The organism is Massilia cellulosiltytica (assembly GCF_047325105.1).
GTDB classification, from domain to species: Bacteria; Pseudomonadota; Gammaproteobacteria; order Burkholderiales; family Burkholderiaceae_D; genus Telluria; species Telluria orientalis.
In genome coordinates this window covers 5,340,287-5,362,742 of the sequence record NZ_CP168562.1, presented here as the reverse complement: position 1 = coordinate 5,362,742, position 22,456 = coordinate 5,340,287, and the positions used below count along the sequence as shown (strand labels likewise).

Here is a 22,456-nt window from a genome sequence, read left to right as displayed (position 1 = left end):
CCATGCCATACCTCGACCAATCCGCCCTGGAGCGTCGTTACGGAGCCGACGAGGTCGCCCAGCGCCTGTCCATGCTGCCGCCTGGCGCCCTGGACGACATCCTGCGCGACGCCGGCTCGATGATCGACGGCTACCTGGCAAGCCGCTACACCCTGCCGCTGACCGACGTGCCCGAGGCTCTGGTTGCCAACGCCTGCGCGATCGCGCGTTACAAGCTGCTGGGCGACTCCGTGACCGAGAACGCCCGCACCCAGTACGTCGACGCCGTGGCATGGCTGCGCGACGTGGCCGCCGGCCGGGTCCAGCTGCAGCAGCTCGCGCCGGTTCCGGGCAACTCGCCCGCGACCGTAGTCATGTCGGCCCCGAGCGAGCGGGTATTCGGACGGAGCTGCCGGCCATGATCAACCAGACTGTTGAGCGCATCCATGCGGCCGTTTCGGTATTCAAGCTGGTCGGCGGGGCGATCGACTTCCAGGCGGCCGTCGAGAGCAATCCCAAGGCCGTGCCGGCGTGCTTCGTGATCCCGATGCGCGAGCAGCCCGGCCCGAGCATCGCGGCCGACATCCTGCAGCAGAAGGTAACCGTGACGATCGGCGTGATCCTGGTCGTGAGGAACCTGGGCGACCAGGTCGGTGCTGCAGCTGGCGCCGACCTGGAGCAGCTGCGCCGCGCCGTGCGGGAACAGTTGTACGGCTGGACGCCCGATCCGGTGTTCGACCCGCTTGAACGCGGTATGGGCCAGTTGCTGGCCTTCCGCGATGGCCACGCATGGTGGCAAGACCTTTTCACCACTTCCTATTACGACAGGAGCGTTCTGTGAGCACAGACAACGACAACGTCCAGGCAGAGGCACCGCACGCCCTGCTGGACTTCATCAACTGCCCCGACTGGGGTAAGGGCGGCAGCTACATCTACGACCCCGCGACCAAGATCCGCATCCGCGTCGAATCGGAAGATCCGGCGACGGACGCCCAGGCGCAGGCCGCGTCGGCGCAACTGGAAGCGGCGCCGGCGGCGGATACCCCGACCACGGTTAAGAAGGAGCGTACGCGTGCCTAATATCCTCACCGCGCCACGCAAGTGGAAAAACAAGGTGTTGCTGCTGAAGCAGGAAGTCACCTACGGCGTTGACTCGACCCCGGCCGGGGCGACCGACTGGATCGAGGCTCGCGACGTGACGCTGACGCCGATGGACACCGACAAGGTCGACCGCAACATCATCCTGCCGTATTACGGCGACCCCGGCAGCATCCTGACCGGCTTCTGGGCGAAGCTGTCCTTCAACGTCGCCCTGGTTGGCTCCGGCACCGCCGGCACCGCGCCGAAGTGGGCTTCGGCAATGCTGGCCTGCGGCCACGCGCAGACCATCGTTGCCACGACGTCGGTGGCGTACAACCTGGTCAGCACTGGCCAGGTCAGCGTCGTCGGCTACATGAACATCGACGGCGTCCTGCACAAGCTGCTGGGTATGCGCGGGAACTGCAAAGGCAGCTTGGCCAAGAAGGACATTCCGAAGCTGATGTTCGACTTCGATGCTCTCTACGTGACCCCGGTCGCCGGCGCCTTGCCGACCGTGACGCGCACGGGCTGGCAGATCGAGGAAGGCATCAACAGCGTGAACACAGGGCCGGCATCGATCAACGCGATCAACCTCGCGTGGTCGACCTTCGAATGGGATCTCGGCAACCAGGTCAACCGCGTGGATATGCCGGGTCCGCAGAAGGAGATCGTGATTGCCGATCGCAAACCGACCGGTTCGATCACGGTACTCGCTCCTGACCTTGCGACGTTCAACCCGTACACGCTGGCCGAGTCGAACAGCACCGTGCCGATGAGCGTCACCCACGGGACCGTGGCGGGCAAGAAGGTCAAGGTCGACCTGCAGGCCAAGATCCTCGACGTCGGTTACGAAGAGATCGACGGCATGGTCGGCTACAAGCTGACGCTCGATCCGACTCCGGTCGTCGGTAACGACGAGATCGCCGTCACCTGCCTGTAATCCAAGTGCCCCGCAAGGGGCCAAATAAATCGCAAAAGGAAAAATATGTTCAAGATCAGCTCCATCAGCCAGACCTACATCACTCCCGTCACCGTCGACGTCCCGGACGGCAAGGGTGGCAGCGACAAACACAAGTTCGCCGTCGTCTTCAAGCGCCTGCCACAGGACGACCTGGACGAGCTGCACCGCCGCCTGAACCGCGACAAGCTGCATGAAGGCGAAACGCTGCTGAGCGACGACGAAGTGCTCGACCAGGTCGTCACCGGCTGGCAGGACGTGCTGGACACGAACGATCACCCGCTGGAATTCAACCCGGAAAACTTCGCCGCACTGAAGAACGTATTCCCGACCCGTCCGACCCTCGTCACGGCCTTCTTCGAGTCGATCAAGACGGCCAAACGAAAAAACTGATCGGCGCCGCCGAGTGGTGGGGAAAGGCGGTCAGCGGCGCCGCTCCGAAGCCTACCCGGCCGGCGGTCTCCGACGACATGGCCGACGACATGAAGTTCTTTGGCCTGGACGACGAGATCGCCGATGTGCCACGGGAAACCGAGGTCGAGACCGAGAGCTACACGGTCTGGTCCGACAACCTCCTGACGCTGCAGTTGTTCCTGCGTCTGGAAAACAAATGGAACGTCGTCATCGCCCCGGACGGCGAACTGATCAGGACCGGGATCTGGTTCCCCAACATCGAAGGGGTTCTTCGGACAACGAACGGCATCCCCAAGAGAAAGTGGCCTGAGGTGCTGGCGGACCTTGAGGCAATGGAAGATGCCGCCCTGGAGGCCATGCACAAGGTACAGGGGGAACGGCGAGAGAAACGTCTGCGGGAAATGCAGACGAAACACTGGCAAAAGTAAGGAAGACGCGAACGCATGAGTAACCAGGTCGAGTACGGTATCCGCATCAACGTCTCCGGTAACCGCGCAGCGGTCACCGCCGTCGACGAAGTGAGTGCGGCCCACGATCGGCTTGGTGCCTCTGCCGAGCGTGTCGGCGGCGCCCTGCAGGACGTCCTTGGGGCGCAGGGCGCCGCGACAACAGCACTGACGGGCACCGCGAACGTGAGCCGGACCACGGCTGATGCGATCGACCAGGTCAGCGCGGCCAATGACCGCCTCGGCGCCTCCTCGGATCGTGTCGGTGGCGCCCTGCAGGTGGTGCAGGTTCACCAGACCGCGAGCACGGCCGCGATGACGGCGACCACCACGGCCGGCCGTTCGGCCGCCGACGCCATGGACCGCGTGGCTCAGGCCGACGCCGGCCTGAGCACAGCAGCTCAGCACGTCACCCAAGCTCAGGTCGGCCAGGCCGCGAGCGCGACAACGCTCCAGGCCGCGCAGCAGAACCTGAGCAGTACGCTGGCGACGCAGTCCTCCCAACTGAACAACACCGTCGGTGGGCATCAGGCCGTCCAACAGGCCACGCGCAACACGGCGAACGTCACCCAGCAGCTCGGGGTCAGCCAGGCCCAGCTCAACAACGCCATGCGCCAGGTGCCGGCGCAGTTCACCGACATCGTGACGTCCCTGCAGGGCGGCCAGGCGCCACTTACGGTCCTGCTGCAGCAAGGCGGCCAACTGCGCGATTCGTTCGGTAGCGCCGGCGCGGCCGCGCGTGGATTGGCATCGTACATTGTCGGTCTGATCGGCCCGTGGACGGTCGCGGCCGCCGTCGCCGGCGCGCTGGCGATCGCATACAACGCCGGCGCGAACGAGGCCGAGGAATTTGCAAAAGCTTTGGCACTGAGCGGCAACGCCGCCGGCGCCACTGTTGGCCAACTGCAGGACGTCTCCCGCGAGATCGGCGAGATTACGGGATCGCAGCACGAAGCGGCGGCGGCCGGCGCCGCGCTGGCTGCGAGCGGCCAGGTTGCGATGGGCAACATGCGTCTGTTCGGAACGGTGGCCGTGGAAGCCCAGCGCGATCTCGGCCGCAGTGTGGCGGACACGGTCGAAGAGTTCGCCGCGCTCGGCAAGGCGCCGCTTTCCGCTCTGGAAAAGATCAACGACAAGTACCACTTCATCACAGCCGCGACGTTCGACCAGGTGAAGGCGCTGCAGGACGTGGGCCGGGCGGCAGAGGCGGCCGACGTGGCCCAGCGCGCCTACGCGGACGGAGTCGACAAGCAACGGCAGAAGGTACTCGACAGCCTCACCGACTGGGAGCGCGGCTGGATCAGGATCAAGTCCGCGGCCTCCGGCGCCGCCGACGCCGTGATCGACTTCGCAATGGGACGTGGCCAGACCGCCCAGCAAAAGATCGACGCGCTGCTGAAACAGCGTGGCGAGATCGAAGAGGATCAGCGCCGCGCCCGTGAACGTGGGCTGACGCGCGACGTCGCCATCTACCAGGCCGAGCTGGACAACAATCAACGTCAAATCAATGTGATCCGTGGTCGGACGGATGCAGAGAAAGCAGCAGCGAAAGCACAGGACGAGGCCGCGCAGAAGGCCGTCGCCCGCAAGAAGTGGAACGACGATAGCGATAAATACCTGCCCCGTAGCCAGCAGCGGGACCGCGACCTGGAGAAAGCGCAGAACGAAGGCGTCGCCGCCGGTATCTCCCAAAAGCAAATCGACGAGCGCAAGGCCGCGATCCGCAAGTCCTATGCCGACTTGAACAACGTCGCTCTCGCCGCGATCGAAGGCCAGCGCAATCTGGAGAAGGAACAAACCGCGAACAGCCTGGCCGAGCTGGACAGCCGGCACAACCGGCAGCTGGTCAGCGACGTCGATTACATCAACAAAAAGCGGGTACTGGACGTCCAAGATCTGCAGCGTGACATTGATGCCGCAAAAAAGCGCGCGGACCTCGCCGGCGGCGTGGGCGACATCGCCGAACGAAACAAGTACCTAGCCCAAGTGCAAGCGCTGGAAGAGAAGCGGCGCGGCATCATCAAAGGCGCCGACAACGCCCTGGCCGAGTCGGCGTTCGCCGCGACCAAGGCCATTTCCGGCCAGGTGCAGGCATGGAGCAACTCGACGGCCACCGAGAAGGCGGCACTGCAGGACGAGACCGAACTGTTCGGAAAGTCGGCTGAGGCGCGCAAGATCGCGGCCGAGCAAATGAAGGTCGACGCCGAGCTTCGCCAGTTCGTTACGAATTGGCAAAAGCAGGGCCACGTTTTCACTGCGCAGGAGACTGCCGACCTGCAGGCATCCGCTGCGGCGCGCAAGGACGAGATTGCGTCCATCATGGGGCAGCGCCAGGCATTGGCCGGTGCCGAGCAGTTGCGGCAGCAAAACGCGAAGTTCGCAGCGGAATCGATCGTGGACGATAAGGCTCGCGCGCTCGCGCAGCTGGAGATCGACGCCGGCGTATGGCGCGAGCGCATCGAGCTGGCCGGCGACGGGACCAAGGCGCAAAAGCAGCTCCAGGCCGAGTACGACACCTGGTACGCCAACCGGCTGCAGGCGGCCCTGTCGAACGTCGACGTCACGAAGGCCAAGGATCTGTTGGAGATCATGTCCGCCCTGGACGAGTCGGCCAAGTCGGCGGCGGACGGCATGGCGGCGTCGTTCGGAAGGGTCGGGTCGGCGATCGGTGGCCTCACCACCACGTTTAGCGGTTACGCACGCGCTCAGGCCGCGATCGCCGCACAACTCGCAGCCGCGACCAAGGACGCTGGCGGCAACCAGGTGAAGATCCAGAAGGCCAATGAGGCCGCTGCTGCTGCCTCGGCCCAGGCACAGATCAAGTCGTACGGCGACATGGCCGGCGCGGCCAAGGGCTTCTTCAAAGAAAACTCGGCCGGTTACCGCGCCATGGAAGGTGTGGAGAAGACCTTCCGCGCGTTCGAGATGGCGATGGCCGTCGAGAACATGCTCCGCAAGACGGGGCTGCTGACCAGCTACACCACGGCCTTCATGGCAAGCAAACAGGCCGAGACGGCCGCCACCCAGGCCAGTGTCGCGCCGGACGTCGCCGCCTCCGTGGCGAAGGGCCAGGCCGCTGCCGCAGCCGGCGTCGCCAATCAGGCGCAGGGCGACCCGTACACGGCATGGGTGCGCATGGCCGCGATGGCCGCCGTGATGGCCGGTCTAGGTTTCGCCGTATCGGGTGGGTCGAGCGGTCCGAGCCTGTCCCAGCAGCGTCAGGAAACCCAGGGCGCCGGGTCCGTCCTGGGCGACAGCAGCGCAAAGTCGGAGTCGATCAAGAACGCGATCGAACTGTCGGCGTCGAACTCGTCCACGCAGATTAACTATCTCGCGGGCATGCTGGCGTCGCTGCGCAATATCGAGAACAACATCGGCAGCTTCGCCAGCCAGCTGGTGCGCACGACCGACCTTTCGGGATCGGGCGTTAGCCTGAACTCCAACAACGGCCTGGCGACCACCCTTGCTTCCGGCGGGATGACCGTTGGTGGCGCCGCGCTGGGCACATACTTGGGCATGGGCTCGTTCATGTCCGGTGGCGCCGCCATTGGTGGTCCGCTCGGGTTGGCTGCCGGAGCGCTGCTGGGCTACCTGGCCAGCAAGAGCAACTTCGTCGGTAAGATCGCCACGTCGATCTTCGGCGGCAAGCAAAGCGTCGAGGACACGGGCATCACGATGAGCCCAACCGCGCTTGCGGCCGTGCTCTCGGCCGGGGCTAACGCCAGCCAATACACGGCCGTCAAAACGTCCGGCGGCTGGTTCGGCAGCGATAAGCACGACACGGTCGACGCCGCTCTGGGCGCCGATGCGAACGCCCAGATCACGGCCGTCATCAAGTCGCTGGCGGATAGCGTGCAGGCCGCTGGGAGCCTGCTCGGCCTATCCGGGGACGAGTTCACCAGCAAGCTCAACAGCTTCGTCGTCGACATCGGCAAGGTGAGCCTGAAAGACCTCAAGGGCGACGATCTGCAGAAGGCGCTGGAGTCGGTATTCTCCAAGCTCGGCGACGACATGGCCCAGTTCGCCGTGGGTGGCCTGCAGCAATTCCAGAAAGTCGGTGAAGGCTACCTCGAGACGTTGGTTCGGATCGGATCGGACTACGCCAAGCTCGACGCCTCGCTCACGTCCATTGGCAAAACTTTTGGCGCTACCGGCCTGCAGTCGATCGCTGCCAGGGAATCCCTGGTCGAGATGATGGGCGGGATCGACGAGCTGCAATCGAAGGCGTCCAGCTACGCCGAGAACTTCCTTACGCAAGCGCAGCGCCTGGCGCCGGTACAGAAGTACGTCGGCGACGAACTGGCCAAGCTGAACCTGGGATGGGTCGATACCCGCGAACAGTTCGCCCAGGTCGTGGCCGGGCTCGACCTGACAACCGAGGCTGGTCGAAACACCTACGCGACCTTGATGGGCCTAGCCGACGCATTCGCCGCGACCCATGCGGCGCTGCAGGATACGTCCAGAAGCGCCCAGGACATCGCCGATGAACGCCGCGACCTGCAGAATCAGCTGGACGAGCTGACGATGACGTCCGTCCAGCTGCGCGAGAAGGAGCGCGCGGCGATCGATGGCAGTAACAAGGCACTGTACGACCAGGTGCAGGCGCTCCAGTCACAGGCCGCCGCGATTCAAGCGGTCCGGGACAGCGCGACGAGTCTGCTTGGCAACGTAGACAGCGCGTTCTCTCGATTGCAGAAGGTGGTCGATCGCGAGAAGACTGCTGTGCAATCCGTCATCAACACGCACACGGCCGCTGTCTCCAAGCTGCAGTCGCTGTCTCAATCGCTGCGGAGTACGCTCGACAACCTTAAGTCGCCCGACCAGAAGCTGGCGGGGCGCGCGGTCGGGCAAGCACAGATTCGCGCCGCGCTCGCGGCCGCGAGGGCTGGTCAGTCGCTGCCGGATGCCGATGACCTGAAGGATGCGTTAGGCGCTGTCGCGCAGGATGCGTCGAGCCAGTTTTCGTCGTACACGGACTATCTGCGTGACTTGTACGAGACGCAAAATGACATCGCGGCGCTGGGCGACGTGACTGACGACCAGCTATCTGTCGAGCAGAAGGCGCTGACAGCGGCTCAGGATCAATTGCAATCGTTGGACGATCAGCTTTCAAAAGCCCAAGAGCAGGTGGACATTCTGAAAGGGATCGACACGAACGGCCTGACCCTGATTGACGCGATGGCGGCACTGACCTCGGCGGTCCTGGCTGCAAATAGCAACCCGATCGTGAGTGCAACGTCTGCCATCAACGGGGCATACCAGTCGGCTCTGCACCGCGCGCCAGATGCAGCTGGTCTGGAGTGGTGGCAGAACGCTGCGGCGAATGGCGCACCGGTCTCGGAGATCGTCGACGGCATCAAGGGCTCGACCGAAGCAAGCCTCAATACGCTCTATCGAGACGTGCTGGGCCGCGAGCCAGATGCAGACGGGTTGGCCTTCTGGATGAATGCGTACGGCTCGACGATGAGCGAAGCCGAAAAGGCGGACTGGTTGAAGGCAGCCCAGAAAGATCCGGGCTACAAGATTCCAGGCTTTGCGACCGGTGGCAATTTCGCTGGTGGCTGGCGCATCGTTGGCGAGAACGGTCCGGAGCTCGAAGCAACGGGGCCGTCTCGGATCTTCAACGCAGGCCAAACGTCGGATCTGTTCTCGCGCCTGACCAGCTCGTCGAGCAACAACGATGCGCTCGTGGCCGAGGTCAAGGCTCTCCGCTTGGAAGTCCAGGCTTTCCGCACCGCGAACAGTGCGGAGAACATGGCGATTGCCAAGAGTTCGGCGAAGTGTGCCGACGCTCTGGACAATGCAAGTAACGGCGATAAGCCACTGGCAATGAAGGTTATCCCGGCATGATGATTATCGATCCCGTTACTTTCGGCGACGTGGCTTTCACGCGCCCGGCGCCCAAGTGGGTGTTTGACCGGACTGGCACGCTGGTACAGGTGCCGGCCGGTTCGTTCGCAGTGACGTATGACCCGATGGATCTGACGAAGGCACCGTATGCACTCATCGAGCCTGCGGCCACGAACTTGATCACCTACTCTGAAAACCTTGCGGCAGGTTGGACAGGTTCGGCGTCAGCGTCATTGTCCGGCGCGGATTTTCACGGCATCCCGTACTACTACGTTACCAAAACAAACAGCGGCACGTCCGAATTTCGCCAGCACTACGTGGGCGCCAGAAGCGCGGGGCAAAAGGTAGTTGCTACCTTGGCCATGCGCGCCGGCTCGACTGACTCGGCCACTGTTGGACTGTACGACTGGGCCGTCGGCGGGCCGGGGTGGGGCACTTTGGCGGATGCAACCATAGAAGTTTCGGGGGCAGGGAGCGTATTCTTCCAGACCGGGGCTGCGTTTTATATCTCAGGCCTAAGCCCCTCGGTGGACACTTTTATCAAAGTGACGCGGACCTATCCGGCGGGAACCCCTAGCGCGGCGCTGCTCATCTACCCTGGTACGGTCAATTCCTCGACGATCGGGCACTCCGTGCAGGCCACGCGGGTGCAGGTAGAGATCGGTCGCGCCACGAGTTACATTCGTACTGCCGGCGCTGCAGTAACCCGCGCAGCCGATGGCATCGCCTCTGGTGCCGGTCTGGTGTATTCGAACGTTCCGATCACGGAGCCTGATTACAGCAGCACGTCGTCGTACGCGAAGGACGTTGTTGTTCACGATCCGGCCACGCACAACACATACGTGTCGATCATCGCTGGCAACGTGGGCAAGGCTCTGACCGATACCTCGGCCTGGGCGCCAAATGGCGTGACGAACCGCTGGGCGATGCTGGACCAGTACAACAACACGCAGACCTCGAGCGCCGAGGAAATCATCGTCGTGTTGACCTCGCAGGAGCTTGCCCAGGGCGTCTACATCGGCAACGCCGACGCGAGCGATGTGCGCATTTCCTGCTATGACCAAAACGATGGATTGGTATATCAGGAGACGCAAGATCTGATCATCCCGGACTCCGGGAGTTCGTTCTACAACTGGTGCTTCAAGCCGATCCGAAAAAAGTCGTATGCCGTGTCGGTGCAGCTACCACCATATTACGCCGGGCTTGTGACTATAGCGCTGAGAAAGCCTGCCGGCACGGCCAAGTGTGGCATGTGTGTGCTGGGCCCATTGGTCGACATCGGTCTTTCGAAATACGGGCTGTCGCGCGAAATCAAGGACTACTCGACCGTGAACTTTAACTTCGACGGAACGAGCAACGTCCAGAAGCGCAACTTCGCGAAGGTCATGGACGTCGACGTGCTTATTGATAACGCCTATATCGATAGTGTTATCGAGGCGCTCGAGAACTACCGGCAGAAGCCGGTTGCTTGGATCGGCGTGGCCGCGTACGGGTCTGCTTGCCTGTTCGGCACATACACCAGCTTCAAGAGCGTTATTCAATACCCAACACAATCTGCAATGAACCTGCAAATCCAAGGAACTGTATGACGATTACCGCACTCACGGATATCACCAAGCTGCCGGCGCAAACACAAGACCAAAAAACCTTTAACGCAAACGTGGCGGACTACTTCGTCAATCTGCCCTTGCGCGCGCAGCAGGAGAACGATCTCGCCGCAAACCTGAACAGCATCGCGTTTGGCGGTGCCTACGCCATGCCATATACATTCAGCAGTTCGGCTTCGGAGGTTGATCCGGGTTCAGGCAAATTGGGCTTGTCGAGCACACCCCAGTCGTCATCCATCGCGCTACGCGTCAACCTGACAAGCTCGGCCGGCGTGGATATGACGAGCTTGCTAAATGATTTTGGCGCATCTACGTCTAGCGTGCCTGGTACTGTCCGGTTGCAGAAAGTTGGTGACACATCGAAGTGGCTTGTCTTCAACGTGACGAGTGTCGTTGACTATACGGCCTACAAACGCATCAACGTCACGTTCCGAGGTGGTAGCTCGGCCAGTCCGTTTGTTGCGAGTGATGCGGTCATATTGTCCTTCCAGAGGACCGGCGATAAGGGCGACATGGGCTCGTTCCCAACGCTGCACTTACGCGAGGAGCGCGCGAGCGGTACGGCCAGCACCGCGCCAACGAACAAATCCGCCAACGTGTGGCGTCGCCCGCTCAATGTGGCCAAGGTGAACACGATCACGGGGGCATCGCTCGGAACGGACTGGTTCGTTCTGCCAGCCGGAACCTATCGCGTACGCGGTGACAGCTTGAGTCTCGTGCAGACAGGATCTACAGGTCAAAAATACTGGCACAAGATGGCCTTGTACAGCGTAACCGACAGTGCGTACTTGGTCATCGGCCTCAACGGTCTCAGCTACGACCCGAAAGGCACTCAGGAATACGTGCAGATGAGCCCGCCGGTCCTGACCGGCAGCATCACCCTTACCGCGACAAAGACCTTGGAACTCCACCACCTCACGCCGAACGCAGCAATGTACGCTGTTCCGGCTGCTGGTTCCGGCCAGGTTGAAGTCTACACCGACCTCATCATTGAAAAGACCTCGTAATGGACAGCCAGACCATCACTGATATCCCTGAGCCGCAGCCATTCGGCTACGTTACGTATGACGATGCCGGTATGCTGGTCGGCTCTTACTTCCAGTTGTTGCTGCCTGAGCACGCGGCGAACCACATCGCGGTCGACGAGGAAACGCGGGCCAATTGGTATGCCTATCGCGCCAATGACGCACGCGATGGCGTTGAGCTCACTCCCGCCGCGCCGGCATCCGTCGATTTAGTTGAGATGAAGGCGGCAAAGAATGCCGCGATCAACGCCTGGCGCGCCACGGCGAACCAGACGACGTTCCCTCACGCCGGCAAGCTGATCGCGTGCGACGCACTATCCCGCTCGGACATCGACGGCGTTGCGAACAACATCGCGTTGTTCGGCGTCTTTCCGGATGGCTTCCCTGGAGCCTGGAAGGCCGTCGATAACACGATGATTCCGCTGGCCGACGTCGACGCCTTTCGGTCCATGTACGCCTCGATGACCGCACAGGGCACCGAGAACTTCAACCACGCCCAAGCTCTCAAGGCGCAGCTGGCGGCCGCCAGCACGCCGGAAGAGGTTGCGGCCATCGAATGGTGATGCGATGACGGGCCTTGCAGCGAGAACGTACGACGGCGGCCTGCCGCGAAAGGCCGGCTATGTCACCGTGCGTCTGACCAGCCGGTGGCCGTACAACCCGATCAGCCTGGTGGTCGGCGTGCTGTCCGGATCTCGCCAGTTCAGCCATGCGATCGCCATCATCGGCGATCTTGCATACGAGGCCTCGATGACACACGGCTGCCGTGCGGGCACCGTGGCCGAGCTGATGGAAGGGGTTGTCGTCTACCGCGACATGCGCGTATGGGTGCCGGACCTTGATGCGGCGATCACGTTTGCCAAGGCCCAATGCAACCCTGCTGCTCCGGCAGCGCCCAAGAAGTACGACTGGGCCGGCGCAATCGGCATCCCGTTGACCTACTCCGAGGACTGGGCCGACGACAGTCGCTGGTGGTGTTCCGAACTCGTCTTCGCCATTGTCCTGGCCGGCGGCGCGCGCCTATTCGACCCGGCCGTCATGAAACGAGTGCGCCCGATCGATCTGCAGATGTGCGACTACCCCAAGACGGCGCTCGTCTCCCTGAAATCTATTTCATTATAGGAGCAAATACGATGCACCCTCAGTCGCTTATTCCGTTCGCTCTACTGACGTTCCTGCAGACCGCCGATGCATACCTGACCTGGCGCGTACTGGCCAATGGCGGGCGCGAGCTGAACCCGATCGTCCGTATTTTGATGAAGTGGTTCGGAGTCGTTGCAGGCCTGGTTCTCGCCAAGGCTGCGCTGTTGGCCGCTGCGGCCCTTTGGTTGGTGGGCCACAGCGTGGCGACACTACTGTTGGTCGGGCTGTATTCCTGGGTCGTGGTGCACAACTGGAAACAGTTGACCGCACTGAGCAAGCGGTCCTAGGGAGGGAGATGGACTTCCATGTCATCACGCCGCGCGGCAGCGAGCTGATCATACAGATCGTCGATGATCAGCTTGTCATCGTTCCGCCGGTCGCGCTACCGGCCAGCCAACTCGACGAGCCTCGCAGTAAAGTTGCTATGCCGACAGGTGGATGAAGGCGTTCAAGTTGAGTTCCTGTCGGCTTTCGGAAATGGCTTCAATCCGGCCACAGTGAACTCGAAGTCTTGAAATCCGTTCTGATAGAAAAATACACGCAAGGTCATATGATTCGCGCTCGTCAGCCGAGCCAGCATCGCCTTGTCGTAAATGTTGAGCAAGCGCCGCTCATCCCCTGAGGCATACCATCTATACTCAGTCGCCTTGGCATCGTCGAATTTCACGAACAATAGGCAGCTATCGCGGCATTCAATTTGCCCCTTCTCAATCCCAAAATCAACACCCCCTCTGTCGTGTATCGTCAGTTCCCCTCGCTGTGTACCTTCGTAAGGGAACTTCAATTCCACAGTGTTATTGCTTTTGACCCAAGCATAGCTGGTTGTCTCCTCGGTCATCTTGTCTTTGTAGCTGGAGTAACTCCAGCCTTCTGGTGCGATTGAAGCCACAGCCAACTCAGCGGTCTTGGCGTCCTGGTCTCTTATTTCAGTGGGCTCACGGCTGCAGCCTACGGTAATAACCCCGAGGGCAATGGCGATACTGGCAACGGGAAGCGGTTTCATACAACGGCAGTGTGTTGAACGGAGGCAAATAGTAGCACCTAACGGTGACGCTATTTACCGATCGTTCCGCCTCGCTGTCGCAAGGATGGGTGACAAACGGACCGCAAAAGTTCGTGTCGATTCGTCAGTTGAGCGCGCCAAAACGCTCGCAAACGGGTGACAAACTCGCCGCGACGCTACACTTAACCTTTGTGGTCGCGCAACAATTACGGCGGTGGGCACAAAAAAATAGGCCACTCGAGGGTGGCCTATCTTTCGTGTTCTGGCGGAGAGAGGGGGATTCGAACCCCCGATAGGCTATGAACCTATACACGCTTTCCAGGCGTGCGACTTAAACCACTCATCCATCTCTCCTGATGGCTTCGCGAGCCAGTTGCTCGCGAAGCCGCCTATTATAGCAAGGATTCTCGGCTGTACAAGGGTGTCATGCTACGCCCACTAAAACGCGCCCCGTCCAGATCTCTCTGTTCAAAATCAATGCTATCTTGCCTGTTCAATATCTATTGAAGAGGCGATATGGATTTCGTGGAATGGATGCGGGCAAGTGGCTTATCCGAAAAGTCGGCCAATAACTACCTCAACGCCATCAAGGGAAGCTTGACCAACTGGGCGATCAGGCACAAGTTGACGACGAAACCGATTTCCGACATCTCGGATGTGGACGAACTCGCTGTCCTCATCGAGCGGCTAAGCCGAACCACCGAGTTCATCAATCGGAACGCGACAGGGAAGGGCATGCACGCTGCAGCCCTCAGCAACTATCAAAAATACTTGCTGGCCCAATATCATGGAAGGCCGAACGATTACGGGCCATATCGACAGCAAGTTGAAGAACTCGCAGCGGACACCGACGAGCCGTTCGATCCGACCGGCCTCAAGGACGCGCGCACGCGTGTCCTGCGCGACGTCGTCCAGCGACGCGGACAGCGCAAGTTCAGAGAGAAGCTGCTCGAAGCGTATGGCGGCCGCTGCGCGATCACGGGCTGTCCCGTGGTCCCCCTGTTGGAAGCAGCGCATATTACGCCCTATCTCGGCCCGGATACCAACACGATCAAGAATGGCATACTGCTGCGTGCCGACATCCATACGTTATGGGACTTGGGCTTATTGGCCGTCGAGCCCGATACAGGTGAGGTATGGGTCAGCCCCGACGTCGACGATCCGACTTATCGTATGCTGTCGGGACAACCGCTGAAGCATCCATCGCATCCCGCCCAGCATCCAGCGGTGTCTGCCTTGCAGCAGCAATGGGATCTCGTGCACAAGAAACACGATGAAGCAGCGTTAGGCATGCGGTAAGTCGGTTCGAATCCGATCATGCCGCCCGCGCATACCGTCCCGGCGGCTCCCCCACATGCCGCGCGAAGGCAACCGTGAACGTGCTCGCCGAACTGTACCCCACGCGCTCGGCCACCTCGGCGATGCTGCCCGCGCCGCGGCGCAGCAGGTCCTGCGCCAGCGCCATCCGCCAGGTCAGCAGATAGGCCATCGGCGCCATGCCCACGGTGCGGCTGAAACGCTCGAAGAACGTGGAGCGCGACAGGGCCGCTTCCCGTGCGAGATCGGCCACCGTCCACGCGCGTTCCGGCGCCGCGTGCAGCGCGCGCAACGCGTGCGCCAGGCGTGCGTCCGCGAGACCGCGCACGAGCCCCGGCGACGCGTCCGTGCCGCCGGCGCCGCGCAACGCTTCGATCAGCAGCACTTCCAGCAGGCGCGCCAGCACGACGTCGCGTGCGGGACGCCCAGCGCGCGCTTCGTCGTTCACCAACTGCACGAGTGTGGCCAAGCGTGCCTCGCCGCGCACGTGCACGACGCGCGGCAGCAGCGACACGAGCAGGGCCGCATCGGGCGCCGCGAACTCGCAGTGGCCGATGAGGAAGCGCACGTCCGGCGGGCCGTCGCGCGTGCCGTGGCGGACTTCGCCGGGCGCGACCTGTGCGGGCGGCTTGTCGAAGTCGCGTGCGGGCGGCGGGCGCAGGCTGGACATCGAGAAGTCGTACGTGGCAGGGATCAGCACGAAGTCGCCCGGCTCGAGCGCGATGGGATCCATGTCCGCGGCCGTGAGCAGGCAGGCGCCGTCGAGTACGACGCAATACGACGGCTCGCCCGTTTCCGTGCGCCGCACGCCCCAGCGGCCCGCCGCGCCGACGATCTTCGTGTAGCGCACGCCCGGCCGCAGCAGGCCGACCACGTCGGCCAAGGGATCGATCATTCCGGACTCCCGCAAAAGATATGTGGACTGGCGATTGTAGCGCGTCCGGGCGCCGGCAGCTATCGTAACGGTATCGCCAACCCACACAGGAGTTCACATGAAAACCGTCATGATCACCGGCTGCTCGTCCGGCTTCGGCCTCGAAATCGCCCGCCATTTCCTCGACCGCGACTGGCAGGTCGTCGCCACGATGCGCACGCCGCGCACCGACCTGCTGCCGGCGTCAAGCCGCTTGCGCGTCGTCGCGCTGGACGTGACGGACGCGGACAGCGTCCGCGCGGCCGTCGCCGCCGCGGGGCCGATCGATGCGCTCGTCAACAACGCCGGCGTCGGTCTGATCAATCCCCTGGAAGCCGTGTCGACGGACACGATCCGTGCGGTGTTCGAGACGAACACGCTCGGCACGATCGCCATGACGCAGGCCGTGCTGCCCGCGATGCGCGCCCGGCGCGCGGGCGTGATCGTGAACGTGACATCGACCGTTACGCTCGCGCCGCGGCCGCTGCTGTCCGTCTACACGGGCAGCAAGGCGGCGGTGAATGCGTTCACGGAATCGCTGGCGCTGGAGCTGGAACCGCTGGGTATCCGCGCGCGCCTCGTGCTGCCGGGCCGCGCGCCGGACACGCGCTTCGGCGAGAACGCCCGCCCGCTCATGCAGGACGACGTACCGGCCGAGTACGCGCCGCTGCGCGACAGCCTGTTTGCCGGCATGCGCGCGCCGGGGCCGGTGACGCATGCCGAGGACGTGGCGCGGGCCGTGTGGCGGGCTGTCACGGATCCGGCTGCGCCGATGCGCATCCCGGCCGGTGCGGATGCGGAAGCACTGGCGGCCTCGCTCTGACGCGCGGCGATAGGGAACGTTGTCGCGAATGTTGCCGCATGGCATCATTCGCATGCAAGTTCATGCGCGCACAGCCTGCAACAAGCTACAATGAAGCCATGACCGCAGCGCAGTCCCAACGCCTATGAAAAACTGGATCAGCCGCCTCCGTGGCGGTGCCGACAATACCGCCGACACGAAACCCGCTCCCGCGGCGGAGGCGGACGAACACCCGGGCGGCGTTCCCGCCGAAATCGAGGCCACGTATTACCGCTGGCTGACGGCGTCCTCCGGCTACGACGCATCGGACGCCGTCCAGACGGCGATCCTCGACCAGGTGCGCGCGCTCGCGCGCGATCCGGCCAGTGCGGCCGAGCTGGTGCCGCGCGTGCCGGAAGTGATCCCGCAACTGCTGCGCAGCCTCCAGGACGAAGCGTCGAACGCCGAACTGGCGCGCCAGGTCGCACAGGACGTCGTCCTCGTGGCCGAGGTGATCCGCGAGGCGAACAGCGCGTATTACCGGCCGATGTCGCCCGTGAAGACGGTCGAAGCGGCGCTCATGATGCTGGGCCAGAACGGCTTGCGCATGCTGCTGGCGCGTATCGCCTTCCGCCCGATCATCAAGCTGCAGACGACGGGTTTCACGCGCCTGGCGGCGCCGCACGTCTGGGCCCAGTCCGAGAAATGCGCGCTGGCCGCGAGCCTGATGGCGCCGGGCCTGACGGCCGGGCCGTTCGAAGCCTATCTGTCCGGCCTGATGCAGAACCTGGGGCTCGTCGTCGGCTTCCGCCTGGCCGACCGCCTGTGCGAAGAGAACAAGGTGCCCGGTTCCAGCGAATTCGGGGCGCAGTTGCTGGCCGAAGGCCGCCTGCTGTCGGCCGCCATCGCGAAGCACTGGGACTTCCCGCAGGAGGTCGCCGACGCGATCGCGCACGCCGGCGATCCGGGCGAGGAGAACCTGGCGCAGGCGCTCGCGCTGGGCGACCGCATCGCCAAGCTGCGCATGCTGATCGACGGCCATGTGATCGACGAGGACGACGATTTCGTCACCGACGGCCTGGACAACTTCCAGCGCCGCTGCCTCGGCAAGCTGGGCACCGTCGAAAGCTGATCCGCCACACCGTTCTTCTTCCGTGTTGCCACGGCTGGGTTTCCGTGTAATTATGATTTTCGGACAGGAAACTTTTGCTTGGGCAATAAATATACGTGGAGGAGACACCATGATCCGCAAGACGAAGGTTGCATCCCTGCTGCTGGCATGCGCATTGCTGCCCGTGTGCGGCGGCCAGGCCGTGGCCGGACCGCTGGACGAGGCGAAGGCGAAGGCCCACCTCGATGCCGTCGCCGCCGGCGACCTGGAAGCGCTGATGCGCGACTATGCCGATGACGCCTATATGGAGTGGGTCGGCGGCCCGCTCGACGGCCGCTACCGCGGCAAGGCCGCGATCCGCGCCGTCTGGCAGAAGTTCATCGCGGCGAATGCCGGCAAGCCCCGTCCCGCGTCGTTCGGCAAGCTGACGGCGCTCGGCAATCCGCGCGGCACGTCGCTGCAGGCGAAGGCCGACTACGGCGGCGCCGTTCCCGTGAAAGTCTGGCATGCGCTGACCTACCGCGACGGCGATTTGACCACCGAGGTATGGCAGATCGCACCCGCGCTGCAGATCGAACCGTGAGACGCGTGCTGCTGCCGCTGTCGTTCGCGGCGGTCCTGGCGGCGGGTAGCGCGCGCGCCGCGACGGTCGAGGTGCTCGTGCAGACGCCGGCCGGCACGCCGCTGGCCGACGCCGCCGTGCTCGTCGAGCCCCTCGCGGGCACGCCGGCGCGCCCACGTGCACGCGCCCCTGGCGCGAAAGGGGTAGCAATCGAGCAGCGGGGCCGCGAATTCATCCCGTGGATGACCGTCGTGCAGACCGGCACCAGCGTCGACTTCCCCAACAACGACACGATCCGCCACCACGTGTATTCGTTCTCCGAGCCGAAGCGCTTCGAGATCAAGCTGTACGCCGGCAAGCCGGGCCAGCCCGTCGTGTTCGACAAGCCGGGCCAGGTCGACATCGGCTGCAATATCCACGACTGGATGGAGGCGCACGTGCTGGTCGTCGACACGCCGTACTTTGCCCGCACGGGCGCGGACGGCCGTGCCGCCGTCACGAATGTCCCGGCGGGCCATTATCGCGTGCGGCCGTGGCATCCACTGCAGAAGGCGGCCGTGGCGCCGCAAGACATCGAGATCGAGGAGGCGCCGGTGCGCATGACGCTCGTGCTGGACGCGCGCGCCCGTCAACCGAAGCCGCACACCGAGGACGACCCGGACCGTTACTGACATGTCATCGAGATCGCTGCGGCATCGGATCGCCATTGTCTTCGTGGGCCTGCTCGTGCTGGTCATGGGGCTCGTGCTGGCGCTCGTCCACCACAGCAGCGAGCGGATCGTGGAGCGCGAGACGCGGCGCGAACTGGCCGTCGGCGCCAAGGTGTTCCAGCGCCTGCTCGAACAGAACCAGCGCCAGCTCGAGACGGCGGCCGCCGTGCTGTCCGCCGACTTCGCGTTCCGCGAGGCGATCGCCACGCAGGACCAGCCCACCGTGCGCTCGGTGATCCGCAACCACGGCCAGCGCATCCACGCGCAGGTGATGATGGTCGCGGGCACCGACGGCAGGCTGATCGCCACCACGCAGCGCGCCAGCGCGGCCGGCGATCCGTTCCCGTTCCCCGACCTCATCGCCGCCGCCGAGGTGTCCGGGCGCAGCGCGGGCTTGCGCCAGATGCGCAACGGCCAGCTCAGTGGCCAACTTTATCAAGTCGTACTCGTGCCGATCCAGGCGCCCACGCGCATCGCCTGGGTGGCGATGGGCTTCCACGTGGATGACCGCTGGGCGGCCGACATGGCCGGCATCACGGGCCTCGGCGTGCAGATCGTGCGGACCGGGGCGCCCGGCGTGCTCGCGTCCTCCGGCGCATCCGCCGGCACGCAGGATGCGTCCGTGGAGGTGCCGCTGGACGGCGGCCTGCAGGCCGTGCTGCGGCTGCCCGTCGCGCAGGTCCAGGCGCCGTTCGAACAGTTGCAGGGACGGCTGCTGGGCGTGATCGTCGCGGCCGTCGCGGTGTTCGCGGCGGGCAGCGTGATGCTGGCCGGGCGCATCGTCCGGCCCCTGCACGAATTGTCCGCCGCCGCGCGCCGCATCGCGCAGGGCGATTACGCGCAGCCGCTGCCGCCCGCGCCGCGCGACGAGATCGGCCAGCTGGCCGGCAGTTTCGAGCAGATGCGCACGGAGATCGCGAGCCGCGAGGAGCGCATCGCCCGGCTGGCCTATGTCGACGCCTTGACGGACCTGCCCAACCGCACGCGCTTCCTGGAAGCGTTCGGCCGCCTCTCGCCGGGCGCGGGTGGCGCCGTGCTGGTCGTGAACGTCGACCGCTTCGCCCTCATCAACAATGCGCTGGGCCACGTCGTCGGCGACCGCCTGCTGCGCGCCGTCGCGGGCCAGTTGCAGCCGCTGGTGCCGGAGGCCGGCATGCTGGCGCGCCTGTGGGGCGACCAGTTCGCGTTCCTGCTGGAGAGCGCCGGCCCCGAGGCCGCGCGCCGCTTCGCCGACACCGTGCTGGCCGCGCTGCGCGACCCGGTCACGCTGGACGGCCAGCGCCTCGACATCGGGGCCAGCGTCGGCATCGCGCTGTTTCCGGACGACGGCCTCGATGCGGCCACGCTGCTGCGCCGTGCCGAGCTGGCGCTGGCCACCGCCAAGCGGCGCCATGCCGGTATCGCGTTCGCGCAGGAGACCGGCGGCGAGCCCGCGCACGAGCAGCTGTCCCTGATCGGCGACATGCGCCGTGCGCTGGCGGCCGGCGAATTCACGCTCGCTTATCAACCCAAGCTGGCGCTGGGAAGCGGGCGCATCGTGGCGGTGGAAGCGCTGCTGCGCTGGCAGCATCCGGAGCGCGGCAGCATCGCGCCGGCACGCTTCATCCCGTTCGCCGAGCAGACGGGGTTCATCCGCGAGATCACGCCGTGGGTGCTGGAATCCGCGGTGCGCCAGGCCGCCGCGTGGCATGCGGCGGGGCTGGACATCGCCGTGTCGGCGAACCTGTCGACCCTGGACCTGCTCGATCCGCACCTGGGCCGGCGCGTGCGCGACCTGCTGGAGGCGCATGCGGTGCCGGCGCGCCGCCTGTGCCTGGAGATCACGGAAAGCGCGCTGATGGACGATCCGGCGCTGGCGCAGGCCCACCTCGACGAACTCGCGGGCCTCGGTATCAAGCTGTCGATCGACGACTACGGCGTGGGCCAGGCGTCGCTGGCCTACCTGAAAAGCCTGCCCGTGGACGAACTGAAGCTCGACCGCAGCTTCATCACCGCGATCACGGAGTCGCCGCGCAACGCGGCCATCGTCGAATCGACCATCATGCTGAGCCACGCACTGGGATTGACGGTCGTCGCGGAAGGCGTGGAAACGCCGGCGGAACTGCGCTGGCTGCGCGAGCACGGCTGCGACATCGCCCAGGGCTACGGTATCGGGCGGCCGATGACGGCGGCGCAGTTCGAGCACTGGCTCGCGGAGTTCGCCCTGCGTACCGTCGCTTGAACTGCGGTCGCCTGGACGTCAGGCGAGGAAGTCGAACGCGGACATCGGGCGGCCGCCGTTCATCAGGCCGAACAGCGAATTGCTGCCGGCATTCGCGTACTGCTGCACCAGGCTGCTGGCCTGCGCGTTGACCGCCTGCGTCATCTGCGTCTTCTTGTCCGTGAGCGTGTCGCGGTCCTTCGCCACGGCCGCGGCCTGGCCGGCCAGCGTGCCGCCCGTCGCCAGCTGCTGCGCGATGCCGGTGCCCACCTTGTCGGCGAGGCCCGAGCCGCCGTTCGCGAACAGCTTGGCCACCCGGTCCGGGTCGGCGGCGATGGCGGCGTCCAGCTTCGCCGCGTCGACCGCCAGCTTGCCGTTCTTCGCGCTCACGCCGATGGCCGCCAGCGCGGCCGGATCGACGCCGCCGACGAGGCGCGTGACCTGGTCCTGGATCTGGGCGAGCGTGCGGTCGGAGGCGGTGTCTCCCGTCTTCAGCGCGGCCAGGCGGCCAGGCAGCGCGTTGACGGCGTCGGCGAACGCCTTGACGTTCTTCGCGATGGCCGTGTTGTCGCCGGCCAGCGTCACGGTGCCGGCACCCTTGGCCTTGAGGTCGAGCGTGACGCCGGCGATGGCGCCCGTGAGCTTGTTGCTGCCGCTGGTGACGGTCTTGCCGTCGACGTTGACGACCGCATCCTGCGCGGCACTCGCCTGCGTCACCGCGCCGCGCGTGCCGGGCTGGTAAGACAGCAGCGCCTGCAGGGCCGGGTCGCCGGACACGCCAATGCGCATGGCATTCGCCGCGCCGGGCTGGCTGGTGAGGCTCAGCGCGACGCCCTTGTCGGCGGAGACGAGCTTCGCATCGATGCCGGCCGCCTTGAACGCGGCGGCGATGCCGTCCGGCGTGTTGTCGGGCGCGCCGATGCGGATGGTCTGCGTGCTGCCGCCCGCTTCGATCCTGACGACGGTCGGCGCGCCGCTGCCGATCGTCGTCGTGGCCGTCGGCACCCGGATCGTGACCAGTTGCTGGGCCTGGGCCAGCTGCTTCACGTCGATCTTGTGCGTGCCGGCGGCCGCGCCGGAAGCGGTGATGCGCGCGTCGAGGACCTTGCCGTCGACCTGCGTCGCGAGTTTCAGGCCGCTCGCGGCGAGGGTGCCGGCGACGGACCTGACGTCGTCCAGCACGTTGGCCAGGCGCCCCAGCGTGGACAGGCGCGCGTCGTCGCGCTTGATCTGCGCGTCGATGCCCTGCAGGCCCGTGTTGCGGGCGCTCAGCGACTTCACGGCGGCGCCATACAGGTCGGCCAGGCCCTGGTTGGCGGTCGCCGTCGTCCTCGATGAAATGGTGGTCGTCATGGCT

Annotated in this window: 22 protein-coding genes and 1 tRNA gene; 19 read left to right on the top strand and 4 right to left on the bottom strand. The window is 64.7% G+C overall.

What is annotated here, in order from left to right; translation table 11 throughout:
* Nucleotides 1-2: 2 nt before the first annotated feature.
* The 13 genes from ACEN9H_RS23380 (at nt 3) to ACEN9H_RS23320 (ending at nt 12,944) form a co-directional block, all read left to right on the top strand.
* Complete coding sequence (locus ACEN9H_RS23380) at nt 3-401, top strand: gp436 family protein (protein ID WP_413672264.1); 399 nt, start codon at nt 3-5, stop codon at nt 399-401.
* A complete protein-coding gene (locus ACEN9H_RS23375) occupies nt 398-820 on the top strand; it encodes a hypothetical protein (protein WP_413672263.1) in 423 nt (140 codons plus the stop codon). The genes ACEN9H_RS23380 and ACEN9H_RS23375 overlap by 4 nt, the downstream gene beginning before the upstream one ends.
* On the top strand, nt 817-1,059 hold the full coding sequence (locus ACEN9H_RS23370) for a hypothetical protein (protein WP_413672262.1): 243 nt from the start codon (nt 817-819) through the stop codon (nt 1,057-1,059). Before ACEN9H_RS23375 ends, ACEN9H_RS23370 begins: the two co-directional genes overlap by 4 nt.
* Nucleotides 1,052-1,999, top strand: coding sequence for a phage tail tube protein (locus ACEN9H_RS23365; protein ID WP_413672261.1), 948 nt, complete (start codon nt 1,052-1,054; stop codon nt 1,997-1,999). The genes ACEN9H_RS23370 and ACEN9H_RS23365 overlap by 8 nt, the downstream gene beginning before the upstream one ends.
* Before the next feature lie 45 nt (nt 2,000-2,044).
* A complete protein-coding gene (locus ACEN9H_RS23360) occupies nt 2,045-2,410 on the top strand; it encodes a hypothetical protein (RefSeq protein ID WP_413672260.1) in 366 nt (121 codons plus the stop codon).
* 77 nt (nt 2,411-2,487) lie between these two features.
* Nucleotides 2,488-2,859, top strand: coding sequence for a DUF1799 domain-containing protein (locus ACEN9H_RS23355; protein ID WP_413672259.1), 372 nt, complete (start codon nt 2,488-2,490; stop codon nt 2,857-2,859).
* 15 nt (nt 2,860-2,874) lie between these two features.
* On the top strand, nt 2,875-8,727 hold the full coding sequence (locus ACEN9H_RS23350; RefSeq protein WP_413672258.1) for a phage tail length tape measure family protein: 5,853 nt from the start codon (nt 2,875-2,877) through the stop codon (nt 8,725-8,727).
* Nucleotides 8,724-10,316: a hypothetical protein gene (locus ACEN9H_RS23345; RefSeq protein WP_413672257.1), complete on the top strand. Its 1,593-nt coding sequence runs from the start codon at nt 8,724-8,726 to the stop codon at nt 10,314-10,316. The genes ACEN9H_RS23350 and ACEN9H_RS23345 overlap by 4 nt, the downstream gene beginning before the upstream one ends.
* A complete protein-coding gene (locus ACEN9H_RS23340; protein ID WP_413672256.1) occupies nt 10,313-11,341 on the top strand; it encodes a hypothetical protein in 1,029 nt (342 codons plus the stop codon). The genes ACEN9H_RS23345 and ACEN9H_RS23340 overlap by 4 nt, the downstream gene beginning before the upstream one ends.
* On the top strand, nt 11,341-11,922 hold the full coding sequence (locus ACEN9H_RS23335; protein WP_413672255.1) for a DUF4376 domain-containing protein: 582 nt from the start codon (nt 11,341-11,343) through the stop codon (nt 11,920-11,922). The genes ACEN9H_RS23340 and ACEN9H_RS23335 overlap by 1 nt, the downstream gene beginning before the upstream one ends.
* A gap of 4 nt (nt 11,923-11,926) precedes the next feature.
* Nucleotides 11,927-12,481 (top strand): hypothetical protein, encoded by a 555-nt coding sequence (locus ACEN9H_RS23330; RefSeq protein WP_413672254.1) that lies wholly within the window; start codon nt 11,927-11,929, stop codon nt 12,479-12,481.
* 11 nt (nt 12,482-12,492) lie between these two features.
* Nucleotides 12,493-12,789, top strand: a complete 297-nt coding sequence (locus tag ACEN9H_RS23325) for a DUF5658 family protein (protein WP_413672253.1) — start codon at nt 12,493-12,495, stop codon at nt 12,787-12,789.
* A gap of 8 nt (nt 12,790-12,797) precedes the next feature.
* On the top strand, nt 12,798-12,944 hold the full coding sequence (locus ACEN9H_RS23320; protein ID WP_413672252.1) for a hypothetical protein: 147 nt from the start codon (nt 12,798-12,800) through the stop codon (nt 12,942-12,944).
* Nucleotides 12,945-12,950: 6 nt separating this feature from the next.
* Here the strand turns inward: ACEN9H_RS23320 and ACEN9H_RS23315 are convergent, their stop codons facing one another.
* Together ACEN9H_RS23315 and ACEN9H_RS23310 are read right to left on the bottom strand one after the other, a co-directional pair.
* Complete coding sequence (locus ACEN9H_RS23315) at nt 12,951-13,505, bottom strand: hypothetical protein (protein WP_413672251.1); 555 nt, start codon at nt 13,503-13,505, stop codon at nt 12,951-12,953.
* Between the two features lie 263 nt (nt 13,506-13,768).
* Nucleotides 13,769-13,859 (bottom strand) — tRNA-Ser (locus ACEN9H_RS23310).
* A 162-nt stretch (nt 13,860-14,021) separates the two neighbouring features.
* Here ACEN9H_RS23310 and ACEN9H_RS23305 point away from each other — a divergent pair.
* Complete coding sequence (locus tag ACEN9H_RS23305; protein ID WP_413672250.1) at nt 14,022-14,804, top strand: HNH endonuclease; 783 nt, start codon at nt 14,022-14,024, stop codon at nt 14,802-14,804.
* 16 nt (nt 14,805-14,820) lie between these two features.
* On the opposite strand, the gene ACEN9H_RS23300 is transcribed toward ACEN9H_RS23305, so the two are convergent.
* Nucleotides 14,821-15,717 carry an AraC family transcriptional regulator gene (locus ACEN9H_RS23300; RefSeq protein WP_413672249.1) on the bottom strand — a complete coding sequence of 299 codons (897 nt, stop codon included), beginning with the start codon at nt 15,715-15,717 and terminating at the stop codon, nt 14,821-14,823.
* 97 nt (nt 15,718-15,814) lie between these two features.
* On the opposite strand from ACEN9H_RS23300, the gene ACEN9H_RS23295 reads away from it, so the two are divergent.
* The 5 genes from ACEN9H_RS23295 to ACEN9H_RS23275 all read left to right on the top strand — a co-directional run bounded on the left by ACEN9H_RS23295 (nt 15,815) and on the right by ACEN9H_RS23275 (nt 21,120).
* Nucleotides 15,815-16,558: an SDR family oxidoreductase gene (locus ACEN9H_RS23295; protein WP_413672248.1), complete on the top strand. Its 744-nt coding sequence runs from the start codon at nt 15,815-15,817 to the stop codon at nt 16,556-16,558.
* Nucleotides 16,559-16,682: 124 nt separating this feature from the next.
* The gene (locus tag ACEN9H_RS23290; RefSeq protein WP_371765773.1) at nt 16,683-17,648 is read left to right on the top strand and encodes an HDOD domain-containing protein; all 966 of its coding nucleotides are present in this window, start codon (nt 16,683-16,685) and stop codon (nt 17,646-17,648) included.
* Nucleotides 17,649-17,757: 109 nt separating this feature from the next.
* On the top strand, nt 17,758-18,210 hold the full coding sequence (locus ACEN9H_RS23285; RefSeq protein WP_413672247.1) for a nuclear transport factor 2 family protein: 453 nt from the start codon (nt 17,758-17,760) through the stop codon (nt 18,208-18,210).
* Nucleotides 18,207-18,860: a methylamine utilization protein gene (locus ACEN9H_RS23280; protein WP_413672246.1), complete on the top strand. Its 654-nt coding sequence runs from the start codon at nt 18,207-18,209 to the stop codon at nt 18,858-18,860. Before ACEN9H_RS23285 ends, ACEN9H_RS23280 begins: the two co-directional genes overlap by 4 nt.
* 1 nt (nt 18,861) lies before the next feature.
* The gene (locus tag ACEN9H_RS23275) at nt 18,862-21,120 is read left to right on the top strand and encodes a putative bifunctional diguanylate cyclase/phosphodiesterase (RefSeq protein WP_413672245.1); all 2,259 of its coding nucleotides are present in this window, start codon (nt 18,862-18,864) and stop codon (nt 21,118-21,120) included.
* A gap of 18 nt (nt 21,121-21,138) precedes the next feature.
* Here the strand turns inward: ACEN9H_RS23275 and fliD are convergent, their stop codons facing one another.
* Entirely contained in the window at nt 21,139-22,452 is a 1,314-nt protein-coding gene (gene fliD, locus ACEN9H_RS23270) for a flagellar filament capping protein FliD (protein WP_413672244.1), read from the bottom strand.
* Between the last annotated feature and the right edge of the window lie 4 nt (nt 22,453-22,456).